A 24155-nucleotide genomic window follows, 5' to 3' on the forward strand; every position below is an offset into this window, starting at 1 on the left:
GTGCCCGTACTCACGAGGTATGAGGGTACGGGGTCACATGCCCCGGTTCGCGCCCGGGGCCACCCCGCGTCGCCGCCCGGGCGGACGGCGGCTCCCCCGTCCGCTCCCCGCCTACTCCCCCGCCGGTACGTGCTCGGCGGCGGCCCGGACGTCGATCTCCCGCCAGAAGCCGGCCCGGATCGCGTAGCGGTCGTGCTCGTCGATCTGGTCGTCCTTGTGGGCGAGGAGTCCGAAGCGGGCCGCGTACCGCAGGAGTTCGCCGTCGATCCGGTGCGGGATGCGCGGGTACATGGTGGAGAGTTTCTGCAGGTGGACGCTTTCCGGGAGGCGCTCCATCCAGCGGCGGGCGAAGACCTGGCCGACTTCGAAGGGGTCGCCGCCGACGGTGGTGATGTCCTCCTCCCGGTCGGCCCAGCGCTGTTCGGCGCTGGTGACCTGGGCGAGGGTCGGCAGGGACGCGGTCTCGGCCGGCTCGCCGAGCGCGCCGCCGCGCTCCACCCACCCCTTGTCGGAGGACCAGCGCAGTGTGGCGCCGGCGGGCTGGGCCGGCTGCTGGCGGTCCGGGTGGGTGGCGTGGGCGCGCAGCGCGGCCAGGTCCTTGGGGGTCGGCACGCCTTTGTGGCCGGTGGCGGCGGGCGTGCCGGTGGCGGCGGGCGCGCTCTCGGCAGGCTCCGGTGAGCTCGGCCGGGCGGCGGCGGCCTGGGCCGCCTCGGAGGCGCGTTCGGCGGAGGCGGCGAGAGCGGCCTCGGGCAGCGGCGCGGAGAGGATCGCGGCGATCTCGGGGCGGGTGGCGGGCTGCGGGGCGCAGGCGCCGCCGAGGTCCTTGGCGCGTACGGCCTTGGTGATCCAGGCCCGGTCGAGGACGCGCCGTTCGTCGGCCTCGGCGACGAGGTCCTCGGACTGGTTGTAGTCGCCGTCGGCGGCCTGTACCGCCCAGAGGTGGACGGCGACCCCGTGTTCCTTGGCGGACATGAGGCCGGGAAGCAGGTCGCCGTCGCCGGTCACCAGCACCACGTCGGAGCAGGCCCGGTTTCTGGCCAGCTCGGTGAGTTCGGCGTGCATGGCGGCGTCGACGCCCTTCTGGGCCCAGCGTCCGTCGCTGCGGGTCAGGGCGCCGAGGCGTACGGTCACCCGGGGCATCACGCGGAGCCGGCGGTGTTCGGGCTGGGGCACCCGGTCGGGGGCGCCGTCGAACCAGTAGATGCGCAGGAGGGGTTGCTGGGTGTCGGCCTCGGCCCGCTCGCGCAGTCCCTGGATGAGGGCGGCGTGGTCGACGGTGATGCGGGAACGGGCGGGCTCTCCGGCCAGCAGACTCGCGGCTGCGCCCAGCAAGTAGCCGGCGTCCACCAGGACGACGCAACGGTCCACGCGTTCCACCCTCTTCCAGAACTCGGGAACGGTTCAGCGGCCCGTTCCTCGATGACCGGGTCCGCTTACCCAGGGTTTCCTTCGAGTCTGCCCGACCGCGCAGGGGTTAACGGCCGGAACTGGATCATCGGCGTGGCGGATCCGGAGAGGGAGCGGAAAAGGAAGGGAGAAGGTGCGCGGGAACGGGGCCGCCGCGGAAACCGCTACGCACGGTAATGATCCAACATGCGGTGTTTGCGGGGCTATGTGAGTCTGACAGCGGTCCTGGCCCCCCAGGATTCCCCACAGGAGGCATTCACCATGGCCAAGAACAAGAACCGCAAGCAGGGCAGCCAGCACGACCGCGCGTCCGCGTCGGAGCGTAGCGCGGAGCAGGCCAAGTCGACGGCGTTCGAGTCCCGGAACCAGCCGGAGACGCAGGCCCAGGGCAGCCCGGCCGACGCGGCGCGCAAGCATCAGCGACGCTTCGGCCACAACTGACCCGTCGGCCGCTTGCGGTAGTGACAGGCGTTGAAGACAGCGAGAGGGGCGTCCCGCACCGGCGGGGCGCCCCTCTCGTCGTGTCGTGCTCGGCGGGCTCAGCCGGCCAGGCAGGACGGGCCGAGCAGCACCTTCAGGTCCCCGAAGAGCGCCGAGTCGGCCTTGACGCGGTGCCGGTCCAGGCGCAGGACGGTGGTCTTGCGGGGGCCCTGGAGCTTGATGCGTACCTCGGTGTCGCCCCGGTGGTGGCTGAGGACCTCGCCGAGCCGGGTGACCATGGGCGGAGTGATCTTCACGGTGGGGATGGTGAGGACGACGGGCGCGTTGGTCCCGGCGTTGGAGATGTCGGGGACCTGCATCTCCATGGCGACCAGCCGGGGCACGTCCTCCCGCTTGTCGAGGCGCCCCTTGACGAAGACGACGGTGTCCTCGACGAGCTGCGTGGAGACCAGCTGGTAGGTGGCGGGGAAGAACATGCACTCGATGGAGCCCGCCAGGTCCTCCACGGTGGCGATGGCCCAGGCGTTGCCCTGCTTGGTCATCTTGCGCTGGAGGCCGGAGATGATGCCGCCGACGGTGACGACGGAGCCGTCGCTGTAGTCGCCGCCGGTGAGCTGGGAGATCGAGGCGTCGGCCTTGTCGGACAGCACGTGCTCCAGGCCGAAGAGCGGGTGGTCGGAGACGTACAGGCCGAGCATCTCCCGCTCCTGGGCGAGCAGGTAGGACTTCTCCCACTCGACGTCGGAGAACTCCACGTCGAGCCCGAACCCCGGCTCGTCGCTCGTCTCCTCGCCCATCCCCCCGAAGAGGTCGAACTGGCCCTCGGCCTCCTTGCGCTTGACCTGCACCACGTTGTCGATCATCTGCTCGTGGTGGGCGACCAGCCCCTTGCGGGTGTGGCCCATCTCGTCGAAGGCGCCGGCCTTGATCAGCGACTCGACGGTCCGCTTGTTGCAGACGATCGCCTCGACCTTGTCCAGGAAGTCGGGGAAGGAGCTGTACTTCCCCTTGGCCTTGCGGCAGCGGATGATCGAGTCCACGACGTTCTGGCCGACGTTGCGGACGGCGGTCAGGCCGAAGAGGATCACGTCGTCGCCCTGGGCGGCGAAGTTGGAGAGCGATTCGTTGACGTTGGGCGGGAGCACCTTGATGCCCATGCGGCGGCACTCGTTGAGGTAGACCGCGGACTTGTCCTTGTCGTCCTTGACCGAGGTCAGCAGGGCGGCCATGTACTCCGCGGGGTAGTTCGCCTTGAGGTAGGCGGTCCAGTAGGTGACCAGGCCGTACGCCGAGGAGTGCGCCTTGTTGAACGCGTACCCGGCGAACGGCACCAGGACGTCCCACAGCGCCTTGATCGCCTCGTCGGAGAAGCCCTTCTCCTTGGCGCCCTTCTCGAAGAGGACGAAGTTCTTCGCCAGCTCCTCGGGCTTCTTCTTGCCCATCACGCGGCGCAGGATGTCGGCCTCGCCCAGCGAGTACCCGGCGACGATCTGGGCGGCCTTCTGGACCTGCTCCTGGTAGACGATCAGGCCGTAGGTGAGGCCGAGGACCTCCTTGAGGGGCTCCTCCAGCTCCGGGTGGATCGGGGTGATCTCCTGGCGGCCGTTCTTGCGCTCCGCGTAGTTCGTGTGCGAGTTCATGCCCATCGGGCCCGGCCGGTAGAGGGCCGAGACGGCGGAGATGTCCTCGAAGTTGTCGGGCTGCATCTGGCGGAGCAGGGAGCGCATGGGCCCGCCGTCGAACTGGAAGACGCCGAGCGTGTCACCGCGGCAGAGCAGTTCGTACGTCTTGGGGTCGTCCAGCGGCAGGGAGAGCATCTCCAGGTCGATGCCCTTGTTGGACTTCACCATCTTGATGGCGTCGTCCATGATCGTCAGGTTGCGCAGGCCGAGGAAGTCCATCTTCAGCAGGCCGAGCGACTCGCACTGCGGGTAGTCCCACTGCGTGATGGTGACGCCGTCGGTGTGCCGGACCCAGACGGGTGCGTGGTCGACGATCGGCTCGCTGGACATGATGACGCCGGCGGCGTGCACGCCCATCTGCCTCACCAGGCCCTCGACTCCCTTGGCGGTGTCGATGACCTTCTTGACGTCCGGCTCGCTCTCGTACATCCCCCGGATCTCGCCCGCCTCGCTGTAGCGCGGGTGCTTGGGGTCGGTGATGCCGTTGAGGTCGATGCCCTTGCCGAGGACGTCGGCGGGCATGGCCTTGGTGAGCCGGTCGCCCATCGCGTACGGGTAGCCCAGGACGCGGGCGGAGTCCTTGATGGCGTTCTTCGCCTTGATCTTGCCGTACGTGCCGATCATGGCGACCTTGTCGGCGCCGTACTTCTCGGTGACGTACCGGATCACCTCGACGCGCCTGCGCTCGTCGAAGTCGATGTCGACATCGGGCATGGAGACGCGCTCGGGGTTGAGGAACCGCTCGAAGATCAGCCCGTGCTCGATCGGGTCGAGGTCAGTGATGCCCATGGCGTACGCCACGATCGAGCCGGCCGCCGAGCCACGGCCGGGGCCGACCGCGATGCCGTTGTTCTTGGCCCACATGATGAAGTCGGCGACGACCAGGAAGTACCCCGGGAACCCCATCTGGATGATGATGTCCATCTCGTACTCGACCTGCTTCTGCCGGTCTTCGGGGACCCCGTTCGGGAAGCGGCGGGCCATGCCGACCCGGACCTCCTCCTGGAACCAGGTGATCTCCGTGAAGCCCTCGGGGATCTCGAACTTCGGCATGAGGTTCTTCGCCTCGAACATGCCGGTGGTGTCGATCTGCTGGGCGACCAGGAGGGTGTTGGCGCACCCCTCCTGCCAGGCCTCGGAGGAGTCGATGGCGTACATCTCGTCCGTGGTCTTCAGGTAGTAGCCGGTGCCGTCGAAGCGGAAGCGGTCGGGGTCGGAGAGGTTCTTGCCGGTCTGGATGCAGAGCAGGGCGTCGTGGGCGGTGGCCTCGTGCGCGTACGTGTAGTGGGAGTCGTTGGTGACGAGCGGCGGGATGTTCAGCTTCTTGCCGATCTCCAGCAGCCCGTCGCGGACCCGGCGCTCGATCTCGATGCCGTGGTCCATCAGCTCCAGGAAGTACCTGCCCTCGCCGAAGATGTCCTTGTAGTCGGAGGCCGCCTGCACCGCCTCGTCGAACTGGCCGAGCCGTAGCCGGGTCTGCACCTCGCCCGAGGGGCAGCCGGTGGAGGCGATGAGCCCCTCGGACCACTGGGAGATGGTCTCCTTGTCCATCCGGGGCCACTTCTGGAGCCAGCCCTCGGCGTACGCGTCGGAGGAGAGCCGGAAGAGGTTGTGCAGCCCGGTCTTGTTCGCCGCCCAGATCGTCTTGTGGGTGTAACCACCGGAACCGGACACGTCGTCGCGCTTCTGGTGCGGCTGTCCCCACTGCACCTTGCGCTTGTGCTTGCGCGACTCGGGGGCGACGTACGCCTCGATGCCGATGATCGGCGTGACGTCCGCCTTCTTCGCCGAGTGGAAGAAGTCGTAGGCCCCGTGGAGGTTGCCGTGGTCGGTCATCGCGATGTGCGTCATGCCCATCTCGTTGGCCGCCTCGAACATGTCCTTGAGCCGCGCCGCACCGTCCAGCAGCGAGTACTGGGTATGAACGTGCAGGTGCGTGAAGGGCGGCTTGGTCACGGCGTCGGGCCTCCGGGAAGTCGGGCGATGACGGACGGGGGGACAGCGTGGAAGTCTACGACGTGACGGAGTCGGACGACGGGCACTCCCGGCTTCCGCCGAGCGTTGGAGAGAGCGGAACACGTGTCCGTTTTGTCATGCACTCGGTCACACGGTTCCAGGGCTCGACGCCATACACCGGCTACCGCAGGAGGCAGTAAGAAATGTCGGAAACGCAGACCGGCGCAGCGCGGCGCGGGGAGCAGATTCTCGCCGTTTTCGACACCGCCTTCGGGGAGTTGCTGGCCGCCGATCCGGCCGCGTTCCGGGTCAAGTTCCGCAAGATGGCGGGCTCGGCCTTCGCCTTCTACCGGGGCACGGCCTGCCTGTTCTACAGCGATCTGGAGCGGGAACGGCACGGCGGCCCGTTCGTGGACGAGCGCACCGGCCGGGTGTGGATCCACGGCGATCTGCACGCGGAGAACTTCGGCACCTACATGGACGCCAACGGCCGCCTCGTCTTCAACGTCAACGACTTCGACGAGGCGTACGTGGGCCCCTTCACCTGGGACCTGAAGCGGTTCGCCGCCTCCGTGGCGCTGATCGGTTACGCGAAGGCGCTGGCCGACGAGCAGATCACCGAGCTGGTCCGGATCTTCGCCGCGTCCTACCGCGAGCGGATCCGTGCCCTGGCGACGGGCGCGAAGAACGACGAGGTGCCGCCGTTCACGCTGGACACCGCGGACGGCCCGCTGCTGGGCGCGCTGCGCGCCGCCCGCTCGCGCACCCGGTTCTCGCTGCTGGACTCGATGACGGTGATCCGGGACTTCGAGCGCCGGTTCGCGGACGGCGGCGGGGCGATCGACCTGGACGCCGCGACGCGCTACAAGGTGCTCGCCGCGTTCGACGGCTATCTGGAGACGCTGCCGGAGTCGAGCCTCACCCGCCCCGACTCCTACCGGGTCAAGGACGTGGTGGGCCGCCGGGGCATCGGCATCGGATCGGCCGGACTGCCTTCGTACAACATCCTTCTGGAGGGCAACAGCGACGCCCTGGAGAACGATGTGGTGATCTACCTCAAGCAGGCGCAGACCCCGGCGGTCTCCCGGCACATCACGGACGCCGCCGTGCGGGAGTACTTCCAGCACGAGGGTCACCGCACGGTGATCTCGCAGCGGGCGCTCCAGGCCCACGCGGACCCGTGGCTGGGCTGGACCGAGCTGGACGGGGCGGGCCAGCTGGTCGCCGAGGTCTCGCCGTACGCGGTCGACCTGGACTGGTCCGACATCGACGAGGCGGACGAGATCGCGGCGGTCGTCGCGGACCTGGGCCGGGCGACGGCCACGATGCACGGGGCGGCGGACGACGAGAGCGGCCACTCGCTGGTGCCGTTCTCCACGGAGCGGGCGATCGACGCGGCCATCGCGGCCGACGAGGAGGGCTTCGCGCCGCTGCTGGTCGACTTCGCCCACAGCTACGGGGCGCGGGCGCGCGCGGACCACCAGATCTTCGTGGACCTCTTCCGCAACGGAAGGATCCCGGGCCTGTAGGGCGGGGCCTCGAACTGCCTGCCGGGCGGGACTCTCAGCCTCTTTTAAGGTCCGCTTACCTCCACGCATGACACACTTTCCGGCGATGGACATCTCAGGGACGCAGCTCAGGGTCGCGCGCGCGGCGGTCTTCACCGCGCTCGTCGTCACCCTGTCCACGGCGTCCCACGTGCTGCTCTCCGGAGTGCCGCTGCCACTGACCGCGGTCGCCCTGCCCGCCGTCGCGGTCTTCGCCGTGGCGTATGCGCTGGCCGGGCGGGAGCGCGGCTTCGGGGCGATCGCGGGGCTGCTGGTCCCGCTGGAGCTGGCCGCCGACACGCTGTTCACCACGGGCCAGCATCTCTGTTACGGGGCGGCCGGCGGCCCGGTCGCGGGCCCGCTGCGCGCGGTGGGTTTCGACGTCCTGTGCGGCGGCGGCGAGGTCGGCACGGGCGGGGCCCGGATGGCGGGCGTCGGCGCGGTGGGCACCCCGCTGGCCGATGTGGCCGGTGCCGGTGACCGCGCGGCTGCGCTCCTCGCCCAGCCCGGCCCCGCGGTGCCGTGGCTGCTGCTCGTCGCCCATGTGGCCGTCGGGCTGCTCGCCGCGGCCTGGCTGCGGCGCGGCGAGGCGGCCCTGGCCGGACTGGTGCACACGGCGGCCCTGCTGGCGTTCCGGCCGCTGCTGACGGCGGTCGCCGTGGTGCGCGCGGGGGTGCGGGCCGCGGCCCGCCGGTCCCGGCCCGCCGGGCGTCCGCACCCGCCGCTGACCGCCCGTTTCCTCGTGCACAGTGTGGGTCGCCGGGGGCCGCCGCCCGCGCCGTACGCCGCTGCCTGAGGGCACGGCGACACGCGGTACACGGCAGACCCACTCCCCACACACGTACGCACGGAGAAACGAACATGAGCAACCGCAACAGCCAGGCGAACAAGGCGGCGGCCCGCGAGCGGCTGCGGGCCGAGCGCGAGCGCCAGGCCAAGAAGGACAAGACCCGCAAGCAGGTCGTCGTGGCGGTCTCGGTCGTCGCCGCCCTCGCCGTGGTCGGCGGCATCAGCTACGGCGTGATGCAGCTGAACAAGCCGGACGCCTGGGAGGCGGCCGCCGACGCGAAGAACGTCACCGCCCCGAAGAACACCTCGGGCAAGGACGGCACCACCGTCGTCGTCGGCAAGCCGAGCGCGAAGAAGACCCTGGAACTGTACGAGGACTCGCGCTGCCCGGTCTGCGCCACGTTCGAGCAGGGCGTCGGCGAGACCGTCTCGAAGGACGTCGAGGCCGGCAAGTACAAGGTCCAGTACATCGGCGCGACCTTCATCGACAACACCGACAACGGCGAGGGCTCCAAGAACGCCCTGAGCGCGCTCGGTGCGGCGCTGGACGTGAGCCCCGAGGCCTTCCTGGAGTACAAGGCCGCGCTGTACTCGGCCGAGTTCCACCCCGAGGAGAGCGACGACAAGTTCGCCAAGGACAGCTACCTCATCGAGGTCGCGAACTCCGTGGACGCGCTGAAGGGCAACAAGGACTTCCAGAAGAACGTCGAGGACGGTACGTACGACGCCTGGGCGATGAAGATGTCCAAGACCTTCGACAACAGTGGGGTGCAGGGCACGCCGACGCTGAAGATGGACGACAAGAAGATCACCGCCGAGGGCAGCGAGAACGCCCCGATGACGGCCGACGAGTTCACCAAGGCCATCGACAAGGCGCTCAAGGCGTAACGCCTCACAGCTCCGTGGAACCCGGCGGTCCGGGGCGGACCTGCCGCCCGGGAGCACCGGGTTCCACGCGCTTCCCGGGTGGCCGGAAGGCGGACTACAGCGTGGCCAGGAAGCCGAGCGCGACCTTCCAGGTCTGGTCGGCGGCCGCCTGGTCGTAGTCGTGCAGATCGGGGTCGGTGAACAGGTGTCCGGCCCCCGGGTAGCGGTAGATCTCCACGTCCGCGCCGGTGCGCTGCATCTGGAGGTACCAGCTGTTCAGCCAGTCGTGGGACTCGAAGGGGTCCGGGTCCGCGACGTGCAGCTGGACCGGAAGCTCGTCCACCGTGGCGTTCTCGGCGATGTCCGACGTGCCGTGGAACAGCAGCAGCCCCCGGGCCTTCGCGTCGCCGAGCGCCAGGGTCTGCGCGGTCGCCGCGCCGAGGGAGAAGCCGGCGTACACGAGCCCCTGGTCGGAGTAGGGCGCGGCGGCCAGCACGGCACGCTTGAGCAGTTCGTCCTTGCCGACCTCGTCCTTGTAGGCCATGCCCTCTTCCACCGTGTCAAAGGTGTGCCCCTCGAACAGATCGGGCACGCGCACCTCGTGGCCGGCGTCCCTGAGGCGCGCGGCCGCGGCGTGCACGGCGGGCCTGAGCCCGTACGTCGAGTGGAAAAGCATGATGTTCATGAGGCCCATGGTGCCATTTCGCACCCTCTGAGGGCCGCCCTATGGCTGGGAGGACGAGCGAATGGAGAGCGTGCTGCGCCCGCTGATCGTGATCGGCGGTTCCGTGGTGGTCACGCTGCTGATCGGCTGGCTGGTCGACCTGCTGCTGCGGCGGGCCGACAGCCGTCACCACGAGACCCCGTTGTGGGGGCTGCTGCGGCGCTGCCGTCCTCCGTTGCAGGTGGTGGTGATCACGGCGTTGCTGCGCGGCAGCTACCACCAGACGGAGATCGCCTGGGTGTGGGAGCACCGGGCCGGCATCGGCCAGATCCTGACCCTGGTGCTGATCGGCGCGTCGGCCTGGCTGGTGGTGCGGATCGCGGCGACGGTCGTGGAGGCCAGTTACGCCCGGTACGCCATGGGCACCCGCGACCCCGCCCGGGTCCGCCGGGTCCGGACACAGGTGACGCTGATCCAGCGGGTCGTCATAGCCGTCGTGACGGTCGTCGCGATCGCCGCGATGCTGCTGACGTTCCCCCCGATGCGGGCAGTGGGCACCTCGATGCTGGCCTCGGCCGGTCTCCTCGGCATCGTCGCGGGCGTCGCCGCCCAGTCGACGCTGGGCAATCTCTTCGCCGGGCTCCAGATCGCGTTCGGCGACATGGTGCGGATCGGCGACACCGTCGTGGTGGACGGCGAGTGGGGCACGATCGACGAGATCACCCTGACGTTCCTGGCAGTACGGACCTGGGACGAGCGCCGGATCACGATGCCGGTCTCGTACTTCACCAGCCAGCCGTTCGAGAACTGGTCGCGCGGCGGGGCCCAGATGACCGGCACGGTCTTCTTCCACCTCGACCACTCCGCTCCGGTCGCCGCGATGCGCGAGAAGCTGCGGGAGATCCTCGGCGACATCGCCGCCTGGGACGGCCGGGACTGGTCGCTGGCGGTCACGGACACGACGCCGTCCACGATCCAGGTGCGGGCGGTGATGACGGCGAAGGACGCGGACGACATCTGGACGGCGCGCTGCGCGGTGCGCGAGCAGCTGATCGGCTGGCTGCGCGACCACCATCCGTACGCACTCCCGCGGATCGCCACCGCCCCCGCCGCACTGCCTCCGGGCGAGCAGTGGGCGGAGCTGACAGGAGCGAAGGCGGGCCCGGCGGGCCGCAACGGCTCCGCCCCGCCCGCGGACCGGGACGACTCCCAGGCCCCGCGCACGGGCCGCGGCTGAGGGGCGGGCGCCCGTCACCGGCTCACCGCAGCGAGCGGAAGTCCAGGTACCGCAGCACCCGGTCCACGACCTCCGGGTCGGAGCCGGGCTCGCTGCGCGCGGAGAGCACCTCGTGGCGGGCGGCCGACATCATCTCGCGCTGGACGCGGCTGATCGCCTTGAAGCGCTGCGCCCGCTGGGCGTAGGCCTCGCGCCGCTCCTCGTCGATCATGTCGGGGCTGATCCGGGCGCCGATGTCGTACGCGGCACGCTGGAGCCGCTCCACGACCTCCTCGGGGAACTCCTCGACCTCCTGGATCTCCTTGAGCCGGTACTTGGCGGCTTTGGCGGCCCGGATCGCGAGGTCCCGCTCCAGGGCCTCCTCTGCGGCGGTGTCGGCCCCGACGCTCAGCTTGCGCACCAGCCAGGGCAGGGTGAGCCCCTGGAAGACCAGGGTGGCCATGATCACCGCGAACGCGATGAAGATGATCTCCTCGCGGCCGGGGAAGGGCTGCCCGTCGTCGGTCTCCAGCGGGATCGCCAGCGCCAGGGCGACGGAGGCCACCCCGCGCATCCCGGCCCACCACATCACGACGGTCTCCCGCCAGCTGGTGGGGATCTCCTCGCTGACGTCCCGCCGGGTGTGCAGCCGCTTGGCCAGCCAGGTCGCGGGCAGCAGCCACAGCAGCCGTACGCCCACGACGACGGCGACGATCGCGAGCCCCCAGCCGACCATCTCCAGGGCGTGCCCGTCGGCCGTGCCGAAGACGGAGTGCAGTTCCAGGCCGATCAACCCGAAGGCGACCCCGGTGACGAGGGTGTCGACGATGTCCCAGAAGGTACGTCCGGTGAGCCGGCCCAGTACGTCGTCGGCGTCGGCGGTGCGCTCGGCGAGGAACAGCGCGACGGTCAGGACGGCCAGCACGCCGGAGCCCTCCAGTTCCTCCGCGAGGACGTAGGCGACGAACGGCACCAGCAGGGTCAGCCCGACCTGGAGCGTGGCATCGCCGAGCAGGTTCATCAGCTTGATGGTGAGCCAGCCGATCGCGAGACCGACGGCGACCGCGACGACAGCCGAGAGGATCAGAAGCCCGAAGGCCTCGGGGAGCGAGAAGGTGCCGCTGACGGCGGCGGCGATGGCCACGTGGTAGAGCACGATGGCGGTCACGTCGTTGAAGAGGCCTTCGCCCTCCAGGATCGACACCAGCCGACGCGGCAGCCCCACCGAGCCCGCGACGGCCGTCGCCGCGACCGGATCGGGCGGGGCGACGAGCGCGCCGAGCGCGACGGCGGCGGCGATCGGCAGCCCCGGCACGATCGAGTTGGCGACCGCGGCGACGGCGGCCGTGGTGACGAAGACGAGGGCCACGGCCAGCAGGAAGATCGGACGCTTGTTGGCGGCGAACTGCCGCCAGGAGGTGCGCTGGACGGTGGCGTACAACAGGGGCGGGAGCAGCGCGGGGAGGATGATCTCCGGCGGCACGTCCACGTTCGGGACGAATGGCGTGAACGCCATCGCGATGCCCGCGAGCGTCATCAGCACCGGCGCGGGCAGCCCCAGCCGGTCGCCGAGCGGCACCGTGACCACGGCTCCGAGCAGCAGCAGGAGCAGCAGGGTCATCTGTTCCACGGCGGGCCTTCCGGAGCATGCGGGTCCGGCAGGTCACGAGCGGCCGAACAGGGCTTCCACCCTGCCACGCGGGGCGCGCGTTTCCGCAGATCCCCCCGGGAACCGGCCGATCCCGCCGGATTCCGGCCCTCAGGCCGGGCGGAACTCCCGCCGCATGGCCCGGTGCGGCATGCCCGCGTCGGGGAACTCGGGGCCGTACGCGACGTAGCCGAGCCGCTCGTAGAAGCCGAGGGCGTGCGTCTGTGCGTGCAGGTCGACGGCGGCCAGGCCGAGCGCCCGCGCCTCGTCCTCGATGGCCCGTACGAGGGCCGCGCCGACGCCGAGGCCGCGCGCCTCCCGGCTCACGGCGAGCCGGCCCAGCGAGCCGACGGCCGGGTCGCCGCCGGTCTTCCCGGCCGCGTCCGCGCCGTGCAGCAGCCGCCCCGTGCCGAGGGCGGTGCCGTCCGCCGCGACGGCCAGGACATGCACGGCGGTCGCGTCGTAGGTGTCGTACTCCAGTTCCTCGGGCACGTTCTGCTCGCCGACGAAGACGTCCTTGCGGACCTGGAAGCAGGCCGCGAGGTCGCTCTCCTCGACGGCCCTGCGCGTGCTGTAGGAGGAGGGCGCGCCGGTCACTGGCTCTCCGCGGAGATGGTGTCGAGGGCGTGCTGGAGGTCGGCCGGGTAGGTGCTGGAGAACTCCACCCAGCTCCCGTCGGCCGGGTGCTCGAAGCCCAGGCGGACGGCGTGCAGCCACTGCCGGGTCAGCCCCAGGCGCTTGGCCAGCGTCGGGTCGGCGCCGTAGGTGAGGTCGCCGACGCAGGGGTGTCGGTGGGCGGACATGTGGACCCGGATCTGGTGGGTGCGGCCCGTCTCCAGCTTGATGTCGAGGAGGCTGGCGGCGCGGTAGGCCTCGATCAGGTCGTAGTGGGTGACCGACGGCTTGCCCTCGGCGGTGACCGCCCACTTGTAGTCGTGGTTGGGGTGGCGGCCGATGGGGGCGTCGATGGTGCCGCTCATCGGGTCCGGGTGGCCCTGGACGAGGGCGTGGTACTTCTTGTCGACGACCCGGTCGCGGAACTGGGCCTTGAGCAGGGTGTAGGCGCGCTCGGACTTGGCGACGACCATCAGGCCGGAGGTGCCGACGTCGAGGCGGTGCACGATGCCCTGGCGCTCGGCGGCGCCGGACGTCGAGATCCGGTAGCCGGCGGCGGCGAGGCCGCCGATGACGGTGGTGCCGGTCCAGCCGGGGCTGGGGTGGGCGGCGACGCCGACCGGCTTCATGATGACGACGATGTCGTCGTCGTCATGGACGATCTCCATGCCCTCGACGGGCTCGGCGACGATCTGGACGGGAGCGGGCGCCCCCGGCATCTCGACCTCCAGCCAGGCGCCGCCGTGGACCCGCTCGGACTTCCCGGCCACCGAACCGTCCACCTGGACCTTCCCGGCTGCGGCCAGCTCGGCGGCCTTGGTGCGGGAGAAACCGAACATCCGGGAGATGGCGGCGTCGACGCGCTCGCCCTCCAGGCCGTCGGGTACGGGCAGGGTGCGGATCTCGGGATGCGTACTCACCAGTCGAGTATGCCTTGCGCGACACGCTGCCCGTGCAGCCCCGTCAGTCCTTGTGGACGGTCCCGTCGGGGTCCAGGCCCTTGAAGGACAGGATCACGATGAGGATGCCGCCGCAGACGATGGCGGAGTCGGCGAGGTTGAAGACGGCGAAGTGCTTGGGGGCGATGAAGTCGACCACCGCGCCCTCGAACACGCCGGGCGCCCGGAAGAGCCGGTCGGTGAGGTTGCCGAGCGCACCGCCCAGGAGAAGCCCCAGGGCGATGGCCCACGGCAGGCTGTAGAGCTTGCGGGCCAGCCGGACGATCACCACGATCACACCTGCGGCGATGATGGTGAAGATCACCGTGAACGCCTCGCCGAACCCGAACGCGGCGCCCGCGTTCCGGATCGCCCGGAACTGCAGCCAGTCGCCGATGATGTCGATCGGCGGCTGGTGCTCCAGCTTGGCGACCACGATCATCTTCGTGACCAGGTCGAGCAGATAGGCCACGATGGCCACGCTCAGGAGAACGAGGACCTTCCGCTTGCCCCGGCCCGCGTTGACGGCGGCGTCGGCGGCCGTGCTGCCGCCCTCGTCCGTGCCCTCGGCCTCGGGATTGTCCGGCGTACCGATGATGCGCTCCGCCTCTGCCACGTGAGTCCCTCAACCCTAGGTGCCTGCCTTCGGACGAGGGTACGACACACCTGTGCGGATCAGCCGCGCCGCTCCTGCTTCTGCTTGTCCTCGACGCACAGGGTGGCCCGGGGAAGGCCTGCATGCGCGCCTTGCCGATCGGCTTGCCGCAGACCTCGCAGAGTCCGTACGTCCCGGCCTCCAGCCGGGCGAGCGCCCGCTCGGTCTGCTCCAGCATCTCCTGGGCGTTGGCGGCCAGCGACAGCTCGTGCTCGCGGGTGATGTTCTTGGTGCCGGTGTCGGCCTCGTCGTCGCCCGCGCCGTCGCCGGAGTCCCGCATCAGCCCGGCGAGGGCCGCACCGGAGGCTTCCAGCTCACGGCGGAGCCGCAGGATCTCGCTGCTCAGCAGGGTGCGGGCCTCGGTGACCTCCTCGGGTGTCCAGGGATCCTCCCCGGGCCGGACGGCCAGCTCGTCCGGGGCGACGGCACGGGCGGGCGGCACGGGGGCCGTGGCCTGTGCGCCTGCTGCGGGACGACTCGCGCTCTTCTTGGCTACCACCGTGGGGGCTCCCGTCTGCTCGGCGGCCCGGGCCGCCTCCGTGGCCGCCGGTGCGGCCGTTTTCGCGGTCTTGTCAGCGGTGCTCTTCTTGGCGGCGGGCTTGTCGCCGGCCGCCGCCTTCTTGGCCGCGGTCTTCTTGGGGGCGGTCTTCTTCACCGTCTTCTTCGCTGCCTTCTTCGCCACCATGGCCGCGGCCCTTTCACATGTGGTGATCTTGCTCGCGAATCGTGCTGGGACGATAAATCGACTCCAGTCCCGCGGCAACGGGGCACGCCGCCCTCTCACCTCCCCCGTGTCCGGTCGTGGCGCGCCTGCCTCCGTTGTTCCCAGCTCCCCGCCCGGTAATCCGTCCCCCGGGCCTCGCCGGGAAGTGCTTGTACCCCGTCCCGCCACTCGGGTCACGCCCGCGCGCCTCGATAAACCGGTCGGCCGTCGCCCGTACGGGCCCGTACACTGGCCCCAGCGAGAGGCATCGACGGGACGAGTAGCGCCGTACGCAGCCAGCAGCGACCCGGGGACGGTGGGAGCCCGGGGGCGAGCGCGATGTGAAGATCACCCCTGAGCCGCCGGAAGAACGCCCGGAACACGTGGGTTCCGCCCACGGGCACCGGGCCATTAGACCCGGCATCGCGACCCCAATGAGGGGGCCACGGGCTGTGCCCGGGGCCAAGGAGGGTGGTACCGCGGGAGCCGAGACGCTCTCGTCCCTCCGACGGAAGTGGAAGACGTCCGCCGGAGGAAGCCGCACATGACATCGCCGCAGTACCGCCAGGTACCCGCCCAGGTAGACCTGCCCGCGCTGGAGCACGCCGTGCTCGACTTCTGGCGGGAGAACAAGGTCTTCGCCAAGAGCCTGGAGCAGTCCGAGGGCCGCCCCGAGTGGGTCTTCTACGAGGGCCCGCCCACCGCCAACGGCATGCCGGGCGCCCACCACATCGAAGCCCGCGTCTTCAAGGACGTCTTCCCCCGCTTCCGCACCATGCAGGGCTACCACGTCGGCCGGAAGGCCGGCTGGGACTGCCACGGCCTGCCGGTCGAGCTCGCGGTGGAGAAGGAGCTGGGCTTCAACGGCAAGAAGGACATCGAGGCGTTCGGCATCGCCGAGTTCAACGCCAAGTGCCGCGAGTCGGTGACCCGGCACACCGACGCGTTCGCCGAGCTGACGACCCGCATGGGCTACTGGGTCGACCTGGACGACGCCTACCGCACGATGGACCCGGAGTACGTGGACTCCGTGTGGTGGTCGCTGAAGGAGATCTTCAACAAGGACCTGCTGGTCCAGGACCACCGGGTCGCCCCCTGGTGCCCGCGCTGCGGCACGGGCCTGTCCGACCACGAGCTGGCCCAGGGCTACGAGACGGTCGTCGACCCCTCGGTCTTCGTCCGCTTCCCCCTGACGTCGGGCCCGCTGGCCGGCGAGGCGTCACTGCTGGTCTGGACGACCACCCCGTGGACGCTGGTCTCCAACACGGCGGTCGCCGCGCACCCCGGGGTCCGCTACGTCGTCGCGACAAACGGCGAGGAGAAGCTGGTCGTCGCCGAGCCGCTGGTGGAGAAGGCGCTCGGCGAGGGCTGGGAGGTGACCGGCCAGTCGTTCACCGGCGCCGAGATGGAGCGCTGGACCTACGAACGCCCCTTCACGCTGGTCGACTTCCCGGCCGAGGCGCACTACGTGGTCAACGCCGAGTACGTCACGACCGAGGACGGTACGGGTCTGGTCCACCAGTCCCCCGCGTTCGGCGCCGACGACCTCGTGGTCTGCCGCTCCTACGGCCTCCCGGTGGTCAACCCGGTCCGCCCCGACGGCACGTTCGAGGAGGACCTCCCCCTGGTCGGCGGAGTCTTCTTCAAGAAGGCCGACGAGGCGCTCACCGCGGACCTGGACGCGCGCGGCAAGCTCTTCCGCCACGTCCCGTACGAGCACAGCTACCCGCACTGCTGGCGCTGCCACACAGCGCTGCTCTACTACGCGCAGCCGTCCTGGTACATCAGGACGACGGCGATCAAGGACCGCCTCCTCCAGGAGAACGAGAAGACCAACTGGTTCCCGGACTCGGTCAAGAACGGCCGCTTCGGCGACTGGCTGAACAACAACGTCGACTGGGCGCTGTCCCGTAACCGCTACTGGGGCACGCCGCTGCCGATCTGGCGCTGCGAGGACAACCACCTGACGTGCGTGGGCTCGCGCGCCGAACTGAGTGAACTCACCGGCAGGGACCAGTCGTCCCTCGACCCCCACCGCCCCTTCATCGACGAGATCACCTTCACCTGCACGCAGGAGAACTGCCAGCTGGAGGCGTATCGCGTCCCGGAGGTCATCGACGCCTGGTACGACTCGGGTTCGATGCCGTTCGCGCAGTGGGGCTACCCGTACAAGAACAAGGAGATCTTCGAGAGCCGCTACCCGGCGCAGTTCATCTCGGAGGCCATCGACCAGACCCGCGGCTGGTTCTACACGATGATGGCGGTCGGCACGCTGGTCTTCGACAAGTCGTCCTACGAGAACGTGGTCTGCCTGGGCCACATCCTGGCCGAGGACGGCCGCAAGATGTCCAAGCACCTGGGCAACATCCTCCAGCCGATCCCGCTGATGGACCAGCACGGGGCGGACGCGGTGCGGTGGTTCATGGCGGCGGGCGGCTCCCCGTGGTCGGCACGCCGGGTGGGCCACGGCACGATCCAGGAGGTCGTCCGCAAGACGCTCCTGACGTACTGGAACACGGTGGCATTCCAGGCCCTGTACGCACGTACCTCGTCCTGGGCCCCGTCGGCGGCCGACCCGGCGCCGGCGGACCGTACGGTCCTGGACCGCTGGCTGCTGAGCGAACTCAACGCGCTGGTCGACCAGATGACCGTCGCGATGGAGGGTTACGACACCCAGCGCGCCGGCAAGCTGCTCTCGGCGTTCGTGGACGACCTCTCCAACTGGTACGTACGCCGCTCGCGCCGCCGCTTCTGGCAGGGCGACAAGGCGGCGCTGCGCACGCTGCACGAGGTCGTCGAGACGGTGACCCGGCTGATGGCCCCGCTGACCCCGTTCATCACGGAGCGGGTGTGGCAGGACCTGATCGCGCCGGTCACGCCGGACGCCCCGGAGTCGGTGCACCTGGCGTCGTGGCCCAAGGCGGAGGTTTCGGCGATCGACCCGACCCTCTCCTCCCAGATGGCGCTGGTGCGCCGCCTGGTGGAGCTGGGCCGGGCGACGCGGGCGGAGTCGGGCGTGAAGACGCGCCAGCCCCTGTCCCGGGCCCTGGTAGCGGCGAACGGCTTCGAAGCGCTGCCCGCCGGCCTTCGGGCGCAGATCACGGAAGAGCTGAACGTCACATCGCTGGCCTCGCTCTCCGAGGTGGGCGGCTCGCTGGTCGACACCACGGCGAAGGCGAACTTCCGGGCGCTGGGCAAGCGGTTCGGCAAGGGCGTGCAGGCGGTGGCCAAGGCGGTGGCGAACACGGACGCGGCCGCGCTCTCCCTCGCCCTGCGCGAAGGCACGGCGTCGGTGGAGGTGGAGGGCGAGCAGATCACGCTCTCCCCCGACGAGGTGATCATCACGGAGACCCCGCGCGAGGGCTGGTCGGTCGCCTCGGACTCGGGCGCGACAGTGGCCCTGGACCTGGAGATCACCCCCGAGCTGCGCCGGGCGGGCCTGGCCCGTGACGCGATCCGCCTGATCCAGGAGGCCCGCAAGAACAGCGGGCTCGACGTGGCGGACCGCATCGCCGTCCGCTGGACGTCGACGTCCGAGGCCACGCGGGAGGCGCTCACGGAGCACGCCCCCCTGATCTCGGACGAGGTCCTGGCCGTGGACTACGCGGAGGGAGAGGCGGACGAGACGTACGGCACGCCGTTCGAGGACGAGGGCCTGGCGCTGACGTTCCGCCTGCGCAAGCGGTAAGGGAAGCAGCCCGCACGAAGAGGAGAAGGGCCCGCCGGAACGATTCCGGCGGGCTTTTCCCGTACCTCCTCAGGGGCTCCGCCCCCGAACCCCCGCGCCTCGATCGCCGACGAGGCTGGATGTGCCCTTCCGCGCCCGAGAACCCCAGGCCGGGCCATATCCAGCCCGTCCGGCGGTTCAGGACCCACGGCAAAGGGCCGGGCCCCGGGAAATCCCGGGGCCCGGCCCTTTGCCTGCCGACGGCTACGCGCTCAGCGAGCGCACACCGCTCAGTTGTCGTCCTCGTCGATCAGGAACCCACGCATCGGCGAAGGCGCCTGCTGCATCGGCTGCGGCGCCTGCGGCCGCACCGGCGCCATCGGCTGCGTCATGGCCGGCGACATCTGCTGCTGACCACCGTAGGACGGTCCGCTGCCCATCGACTGACCGCCACCCATCTGCTGGCCGCCGTGGCCACCGTGGTTGGAGCCGCCCATGGAGTGGCCCATCGCACCCGCACCGGCCGGGGCCAGCGAGGGGGACGGCGGCAGCGAAGCGGCGGCCGGCGTCCGCGGCGGGGCGAGCGAGTCGTCCGCCTGGGTCTCCAGCTGACGCAGCTGGCTCTCCAGGTAGGACTTCAGACGCGTACGGTACTCGCGCTCGAAGCCACGCAGGTCCTCGACCTTGCGCTCCAGCGTCGCGCGGGCCGACTCCAGCGAGCCCATCGCCACACGGTGCTTCTCCTGCGCGTCCCGCTCCAGGGCGTCGGCCTTGGCACGTGCGTCGCGCTCCAGGCCCTCGGCGCGGCTGCGCGCCTCGCCGACGATCTTGTTGGCCTCGGAACGGGCCTCCGCGATCGCCTGGTCGGCGGTCTGCTGCGCGAGAGAGAGGACACGGGCGGCGCTGTCGCCACCGGGGCCCTGCCCCTGCTGCTGCATCTGCGGCGGCTGCATCTGCTGCTGGGGGTGCTGACCCATGGGGCCGCCCATCGGGCCGCCCATGGGACCGCCCTGCATCGGGCCGGGGCCGTGCGGGCCCTGCGGACCGGGACCGTGGCCACCCTGGGGGCCATGGCCACTGGGACCTGCGGGCAGCTGCGGCGCGCCACCGGGCAGCTGGGGCGGACCCATCTGCGGGGGCTGCTGCTGCTGCGGCGGTCCAGATATGGCGGCGGGAACGGGCGCGCCGGGGCGGTCCTGCTGCTCCGGGGGCTTGCGCATGCCCTGCTGCTGCTGTTGCTGCTGCTGGTTCTGCGCGGCGGCGCGCGTCGCAGCGGCCAGTTTGGCGCGCAGGTCCTCGTTCTCACGGAGCAGACGGGTCAGCTCCGCTTCGACCTCGTCGAGAAAGGCATCGACCTCGTCCTCGTCATAGCCTTCTCGGAGGCGGACGGTCGTGAACTGCTTGTTCCGCACGTCCTCGGGGGTCAACGGCATCTCTTCTTCACCTCTACGTAGTCGTCGGCAGTCGGCAAGACCGTATCGCTCACAACCTGACCACAACGCTGATCAGGATGTAGACGATGATCATCAGAACGAAGAAGGACAGGTCGAGTGCCACGCCCCCGAGACGCAGCGGCGGAATGAACCGCCGCAGAAGCTTGAGCGGTGGATCGGTGACAGTGTAGGTGGCCTCAAGTACGACCACCATCGCCTTGCCGGGTTGCCATGAACGTGCGAACTGGAAGACGTAGTCCATGACCAGCCGGAAGATCAGCACGATGAGGAAACACATCAGCGCGATATAGACCACATCCAGTGCGACGCCCATGTCTCGCGCTTCCCTCTCCCCTGGCTCTCGTCAGCTCCGGCCTCTCGGCCGGCACCGGCCTCGCGGCCGGGTCGTTCCCGGTGTCGTGTTCTCAGCTCTGGTTGAAGAATCCGCCCTCTGCGATGCGGGCCTTGTCCTCCGCCGTGACATCGACGTTAGCAGGCGACAACAGGAACACCTTCTGCGTCACGCGTTCAATGCTGCCATGGAGACCGAAGACGAGTCCTGCGGCAAAGTCGACAAGTCGCTTCGCGTCCGTATCGTCCATCTCCGTGAGATTCATGATCACCGGAGTGCCCTCACGGAAGTGTTCCCCGATGGTACGGGCCTCGTTGTAGGTCCTGGGGTGCAGCGTGGTGATGCGGTACGGCTCCCGCTCGGACACGACCTTGGGCATGATCACCGGTGCGTTCTTCTCCATGTTCGGGCGTTCAGGTGTGATGGATGCCACGGGTGCGATCCGGGCGGGTCGCACGCTTTCCGCAGGGAGCTGAACCGGCTCGCGCTGGGCGGGCGGCTGCACTACTCGTACCGGTTCATCCCTTTCGCGCTCCCGCTCGCGGTCGCGCTCCCGGTCTCTCTCCACCTGGTGCGGGGGCTGGTGCCGCCGCCGGTCGCGCTCGGGCTCCGGCTCAGGTTCGAATTCGTCGTCGGGGTCGAACCCCGGACCGTCGTACCCATCGTCCTCCACGAGGCCGAGGTAGACCGCCATCTTGCGCATCGCGCCGGCCATGCTCCGAGTCCTCCGCTCTGTGGTGGATCGGCATTCGTCACCAAGTGCCAGCGATCCACTGTGGTCTGCCCGCTAGAAGTGGGAATGACCATATTTTCTGCTGTGGTCCGACTTGCTTCGCGACGTTACCCGAGCCGGGGTCGGACTCCGAGTACCGCCGTACCGACGCGTACATGTGTCGCTCCGGCCGCCACCGCGTCCTCCAGGTCCCCGCTCATACCGGCGGAGACCATGGTGGCAGCCGGATGACCGGCGCGCAGGCGGGATGAGATTTCCATCAGCCGGTCGAACGCGGCCCGTTGCCGGCCGGCGTACTCCCCGGCCAGCGGCGCCACGGTCATCAGCCCGTCGAGCCGGAGTCCGGGAGCCGAGTCGATCGCGGCCGCCAACTCCTCGACCCCGTCCGGCGCGACACCGCCGCGCTCACCGCGCTCGCCGCTCTCCGCGTCCAGCGCGACCTGGATCAGACAGCCGAGTTCGCGCTCCCCGCGCACCGCGGCGGCGGAGAGAGCGGTGACCAGCTTGGCGCGGTCCACCGACTGCACCACATCGGCATAACCGGTCACAGAACGAACCTTGTTCGTCTGCAATTGTCCGACAAAGTGCCATGTCAGCGAAAGATCCGCACAAGCGGTCGCTTTGGGAGCGGCGTCCTGGTCACGATTCTCCGCGACATGGCGCACACCGAGTTGATGCAGGATCCGCACATCGCTCGCGGGGTAGGTCTTCGTGACCACGATCAGGGTCACTTCCTCACGCCCGCGACCCGCGGCGGCACAGGCGGAGGCGATCCTTTCCTCCACCTGTGCGAGATTCGCCGCGAGTTGAGCCTTACGGTCCGTCATGCCCTATCAGTCCAACCAGACATATCCGGCGAGCCGCCCGGTGATGCGGTCGCGGCGGTACGAGAAGTGGTCGCCCGATTCCCGGGTGCAGTACGGCGAGGAGTGCCGGTCCGTCACACCGAGAGCGGCGAGCTGGGCGTGGACCCCGCCGGTGACGTCCACCGCCGGCGTTCCCCAGCTGGTCTCGGACCAGGTGCCGGGGACGGCCTCGGCGACCTCGGCCCGCATCTCCTCCGGTACTTCGTAGCACCGTCCGCAGACGGCCGGTCCGGTGTGCGCGGTGATCCGGGAGGGGTCTGCGCCGAGCGCGATCATCGCCTCGACCGCCGCCGGTACGACTCCGGCGACCAGTCCCGGCCGCCCGGCGTGCGCCGCCCCGACGACTCCGGCGACCGGGTCGGCGAGGAGGACGGGCGTGCAGTCGGCGGTGAGGACCGCGAGCGGCAGCCCGCGCCGGGCGGTCACCACCGCGTCCACGGCCGGAATCTCCGCGTCCGTACCCCAGGGTCCGTCCACCACCGCGACGTCCCGGCCGTGCACCTGGTTCATCCAGACGACGAGCGCCGGGTCGATACCGAGGTCGCGCGCCGCACGCTCCCGGTTCGCGCCGACGGCGGCGGGGTCGTCTCCGACCGCGCCGCCGAGGTTGAGTTCGCCGTACGGAGCGGCGCTCACTCCGCCCCACCGGTCGGTGAAGGCGAAATGAGCGCTGCCCGTGACGGTTTCCGTCCGGTGCTGATCTATCACTTCAAGAAGTCCGGTACGTCCAGCTCTTCGGCCTGGGTGTCCTGGTAGGGACGGGCCGGCGGGACGTGCGGCGGGGAGACGGGCGGGAGCGTGCTCTCACCCGAGGCCGGAGCCGGCGCCGGGGCGGGCTCGGCCGGGGCCGGGCTCTCCTCGCGCGGGGGCACGGAACCGAGTCCGCCGGACGGACGCGCGGGCTCGGGGGCGGACCTGGCCGGGGCGGCCGGCTCCTCGCGCTTGGCGCTGTTCGCACCGAGGACGTTCTCCCGGCGGGCCGGCGGCTGACCGCCGTCGAAGCCCGCGGCGATCACGGTGACCCGGACCTCGTCGCCCAGGGCGTCGTCGATGACGGCGCCGAAGATGATGTTGGCCTCGGGATGGGCCGCCTCGCTCACCAGCTGGGCGGCCTCGTTGATCTCGAAGAGACCGAGGTCGCTGCCGCCGGAGATGGAGAGCAGGACCCCGCGGGCGCCGTCGATGGAGGCTTCCAGGAGGGGCGAGGAGATCGCCATCTCCGCCGCCGCCACCGCGCGGTCGTCGCCGCGCGCCGAGCCGATGCCCATGAGTGCCGATCCGGCCTCGGACATGACCGACTTGACGTCGGCGAAGTCGAGGTTGATCAGGCCCGGGGTGGTGATGAGGTCGGTGATGCCCTGGACACCCGAGAGCAGCACCTGGTCGGCCGACTTGAACGCGTCGAGCACGCTGACCTGGCGGTCCGAGATGGACAGCAGGCGGTCGTTGGGGATGACGATGAGGGTGTCGACCTCTTCGCGGAGTTCGGCGATGCCGTCCTCCGCCTGGTTCGCGCGCCGCCGGCCCTCGAAGGTGAACGGGCGGGTGACCACGCCGATCGTCAGGGCGCCGAGCGAGCGGGCGATGTTGGCGACGACGGGTGCGCCGCCGGTGCCGGTGCCGCCGCCTTCTCCGGCGGTGACGAAGACCATGTCGGCCCCCTTGAGGACCTCCTCGATCTCCTCACGGTGGTCCTCTGCCGCCTTACGACCGACGGCCGGGTTCGCCCCGGCGCCGAGGCCCCGGGTGAGTTCGCGGCCGACGTCGAGCTTGACGTCGGCGTCGCTCATCAACAGGGCCTGTGCGTCCGTGTTGATCGCGATGAACTCGACGCCCTTGAGACCGACCTCGATCATTCGGTTGATGGCATTGACACCACCGCCGCCGACACCGATGACCTTGATGACTGCGAGGTAGTTCTGCGGTGCTGCCACGTCGAAGGCCTCTCGCCTCGAGTTACGTGTCGTCGCTCTGCG

General features: G+C 70.2%; 19 protein-coding genes and 1 pseudogene. 6 read left to right on the plus strand and 14 right to left on the minus strand.

What is annotated here, in order from left to right; translation table 11 throughout:
• Positions 1-111: 111 nt before the first annotated feature.
• Positions 112-1377: an NYN domain-containing protein gene (locus tag CCZ36_RS07085; RefSeq protein ID WP_176735254.1), complete on the minus strand. Its 1266-nt coding sequence runs from the start codon at positions 1375-1377 to the stop codon at positions 112-114.
• 291 nt (positions 1378-1668) lie between these two features.
• On the opposite strand from CCZ36_RS07085, the gene CCZ36_RS07090 reads away from it, so the two are divergent.
• The gene (locus tag CCZ36_RS07090; protein WP_069737813.1) at positions 1669-1848 is read left to right on the plus strand and encodes a hypothetical protein; all 180 of its coding nucleotides are present in this window, start codon (positions 1669-1671) and stop codon (positions 1846-1848) included.
• A 98-nt stretch (positions 1849-1946) separates the two neighbouring features.
• Here the strand turns inward: CCZ36_RS07090 and dnaE are convergent, their stop codons facing one another.
• On the minus strand, positions 1947-5486 hold the full coding sequence (gene dnaE / locus CCZ36_RS07095; protein ID WP_128817222.1) for a DNA polymerase III subunit alpha: 3540 nt from the start codon (positions 5484-5486) through the stop codon (positions 1947-1949).
• A gap of 203 nt (positions 5487-5689) precedes the next feature.
• On the opposite strand from dnaE, the gene CCZ36_RS07100 reads away from it, so the two are divergent.
• The 3 genes from CCZ36_RS07100 to CCZ36_RS07110 all read left to right on the plus strand — a co-directional run bounded on the left by CCZ36_RS07100 (position 5690) and on the right by CCZ36_RS07110 (position 8710).
• On the plus strand, positions 5690-7015 hold the full coding sequence (locus tag CCZ36_RS07100; protein WP_069744657.1) for a DUF2252 domain-containing protein: 1326 nt from the start codon (positions 5690-5692) through the stop codon (positions 7013-7015).
• A gap of 85 nt (positions 7016-7100) precedes the next feature.
• Positions 7101-7829, plus strand: a complete 729-nt coding sequence (locus CCZ36_RS07105) for a hypothetical protein (protein ID WP_069737810.1) — start codon at positions 7101-7103, stop codon at positions 7827-7829.
• 65 nt (positions 7830-7894) lie between these two features.
• Entirely contained in the window at positions 7895-8710 is an 816-nt protein-coding gene (locus CCZ36_RS07110) for a DsbA family protein (RefSeq protein WP_069737809.1), read from the plus strand.
• Positions 8711-8804: 94 nt separating this feature from the next.
• Here the strand turns inward: CCZ36_RS07110 and CCZ36_RS07115 are convergent, their stop codons facing one another.
• On the minus strand, positions 8805-9383 hold the full coding sequence (locus tag CCZ36_RS07115; protein WP_069737808.1) for a dienelactone hydrolase family protein: 579 nt from the start codon (positions 9381-9383) through the stop codon (positions 8805-8807).
• A gap of 52 nt (positions 9384-9435) precedes the next feature.
• Between CCZ36_RS07115 and CCZ36_RS07120 the strand changes: the two genes are divergently transcribed.
• Positions 9436-10590, plus strand: coding sequence for a mechanosensitive ion channel family protein (locus tag CCZ36_RS07120; RefSeq protein ID WP_128817223.1), 1155 nt, complete (start codon positions 9436-9438; stop codon positions 10588-10590).
• 22 nt (positions 10591-10612) lie between these two features.
• Here CCZ36_RS07120 and CCZ36_RS07125 read toward each other — a convergent pair whose 3' ends face one another.
• From CCZ36_RS07125 to CCZ36_RS07145, 5 genes and pseudogenes are all read right to left on the minus strand, one after another.
• Positions 10613-12199, minus strand: coding sequence for a Na+/H+ antiporter (locus CCZ36_RS07125; RefSeq protein WP_128817224.1), 1587 nt, complete (start codon positions 12197-12199; stop codon positions 10613-10615).
• A 129-nt stretch (positions 12200-12328) separates the two neighbouring features.
• Positions 12329-12814 (minus strand): GNAT family N-acetyltransferase, encoded by a 486-nt coding sequence (locus CCZ36_RS07130; protein WP_128817225.1) that lies wholly within the window; start codon positions 12812-12814, stop codon positions 12329-12331.
• The gene (locus CCZ36_RS07135; protein WP_069737804.1) at positions 12811-13752 is read right to left on the minus strand and encodes an RluA family pseudouridine synthase; all 942 of its coding nucleotides are present in this window, start codon (positions 13750-13752) and stop codon (positions 12811-12813) included. Before CCZ36_RS07135 ends, CCZ36_RS07130 begins: the two co-directional genes overlap by 4 nt.
• Positions 13753-13795: 43 nt before the next feature.
• Positions 13796-14386, minus strand: coding sequence for a signal peptidase II (gene lspA / locus CCZ36_RS07140; RefSeq protein WP_069737803.1), 591 nt, complete (start codon positions 14384-14386; stop codon positions 13796-13798).
• A gap of 59 nt (positions 14387-14445) precedes the next feature.
• Positions 14446-15110, minus strand: a pseudogene (locus CCZ36_RS07145) (TraR/DksA family transcriptional regulator).
• Positions 15111-15672: 562 nt separating this feature from the next.
• Here CCZ36_RS07145 and ileS point away from each other — a divergent pair.
• Entirely contained in the window at positions 15673-18816 is a 3144-nt protein-coding gene (gene ileS, locus CCZ36_RS07150; protein ID WP_128817226.1) for an isoleucine--tRNA ligase, read from the plus strand.
• Positions 18817-19085: 269 nt separating this feature from the next.
• On the opposite strand, the gene CCZ36_RS07155 is transcribed toward ileS, so the two are convergent.
• From CCZ36_RS07155 to ftsZ, 6 genes are all read right to left on the minus strand, one after another.
• A complete protein-coding gene (locus tag CCZ36_RS07155; RefSeq protein ID WP_128817227.1) occupies positions 19086-20228 on the minus strand; it encodes a DivIVA domain-containing protein in 1143 nt (380 codons plus the stop codon).
• Between the two features lie 49 nt (positions 20229-20277).
• On the minus strand, positions 20278-20562 hold the full coding sequence (locus CCZ36_RS07160; RefSeq protein ID WP_006123846.1) for a YggT family protein: 285 nt from the start codon (positions 20560-20562) through the stop codon (positions 20278-20280).
• A 91-nt stretch (positions 20563-20653) separates the two neighbouring features.
• Positions 20654-21295: a cell division protein SepF gene (locus tag CCZ36_RS07165; protein ID WP_030805820.1), complete on the minus strand. Its 642-nt coding sequence runs from the start codon at positions 21293-21295 to the stop codon at positions 20654-20656.
• Positions 21296-21420: 125 nt separating this feature from the next.
• Positions 21421-22140 carry a YggS family pyridoxal phosphate-dependent enzyme gene (locus CCZ36_RS07170; protein ID WP_128817228.1) on the minus strand — a complete coding sequence of 240 codons (720 nt, stop codon included), beginning with the start codon at positions 22138-22140 and terminating at the stop codon, positions 21421-21423.
• Between the two features lie 6 nt (positions 22141-22146).
• The gene (pgeF, locus tag CCZ36_RS07175; protein WP_128817230.1) at positions 22147-22887 is read right to left on the minus strand and encodes a peptidoglycan editing factor PgeF; all 741 of its coding nucleotides are present in this window, start codon (positions 22885-22887) and stop codon (positions 22147-22149) included.
• The gene (gene ftsZ, locus CCZ36_RS07180) at positions 22884-24113 is read right to left on the minus strand and encodes a cell division protein FtsZ (protein WP_128817232.1); all 1230 of its coding nucleotides are present in this window, start codon (positions 24111-24113) and stop codon (positions 22884-22886) included. The genes pgeF and ftsZ overlap by 4 nt, the downstream gene beginning before the upstream one ends.
• Positions 24114-24155 lie beyond the last annotated feature (42 nt).

It is taken from the genome of Streptomyces sp. S063 (assembly GCF_002832675.1).
Lineage (GTDB): Bacteria > Actinomycetota > Actinomycetes > Streptomycetales > Streptomycetaceae > Streptomyces > Streptomyces sindenensis.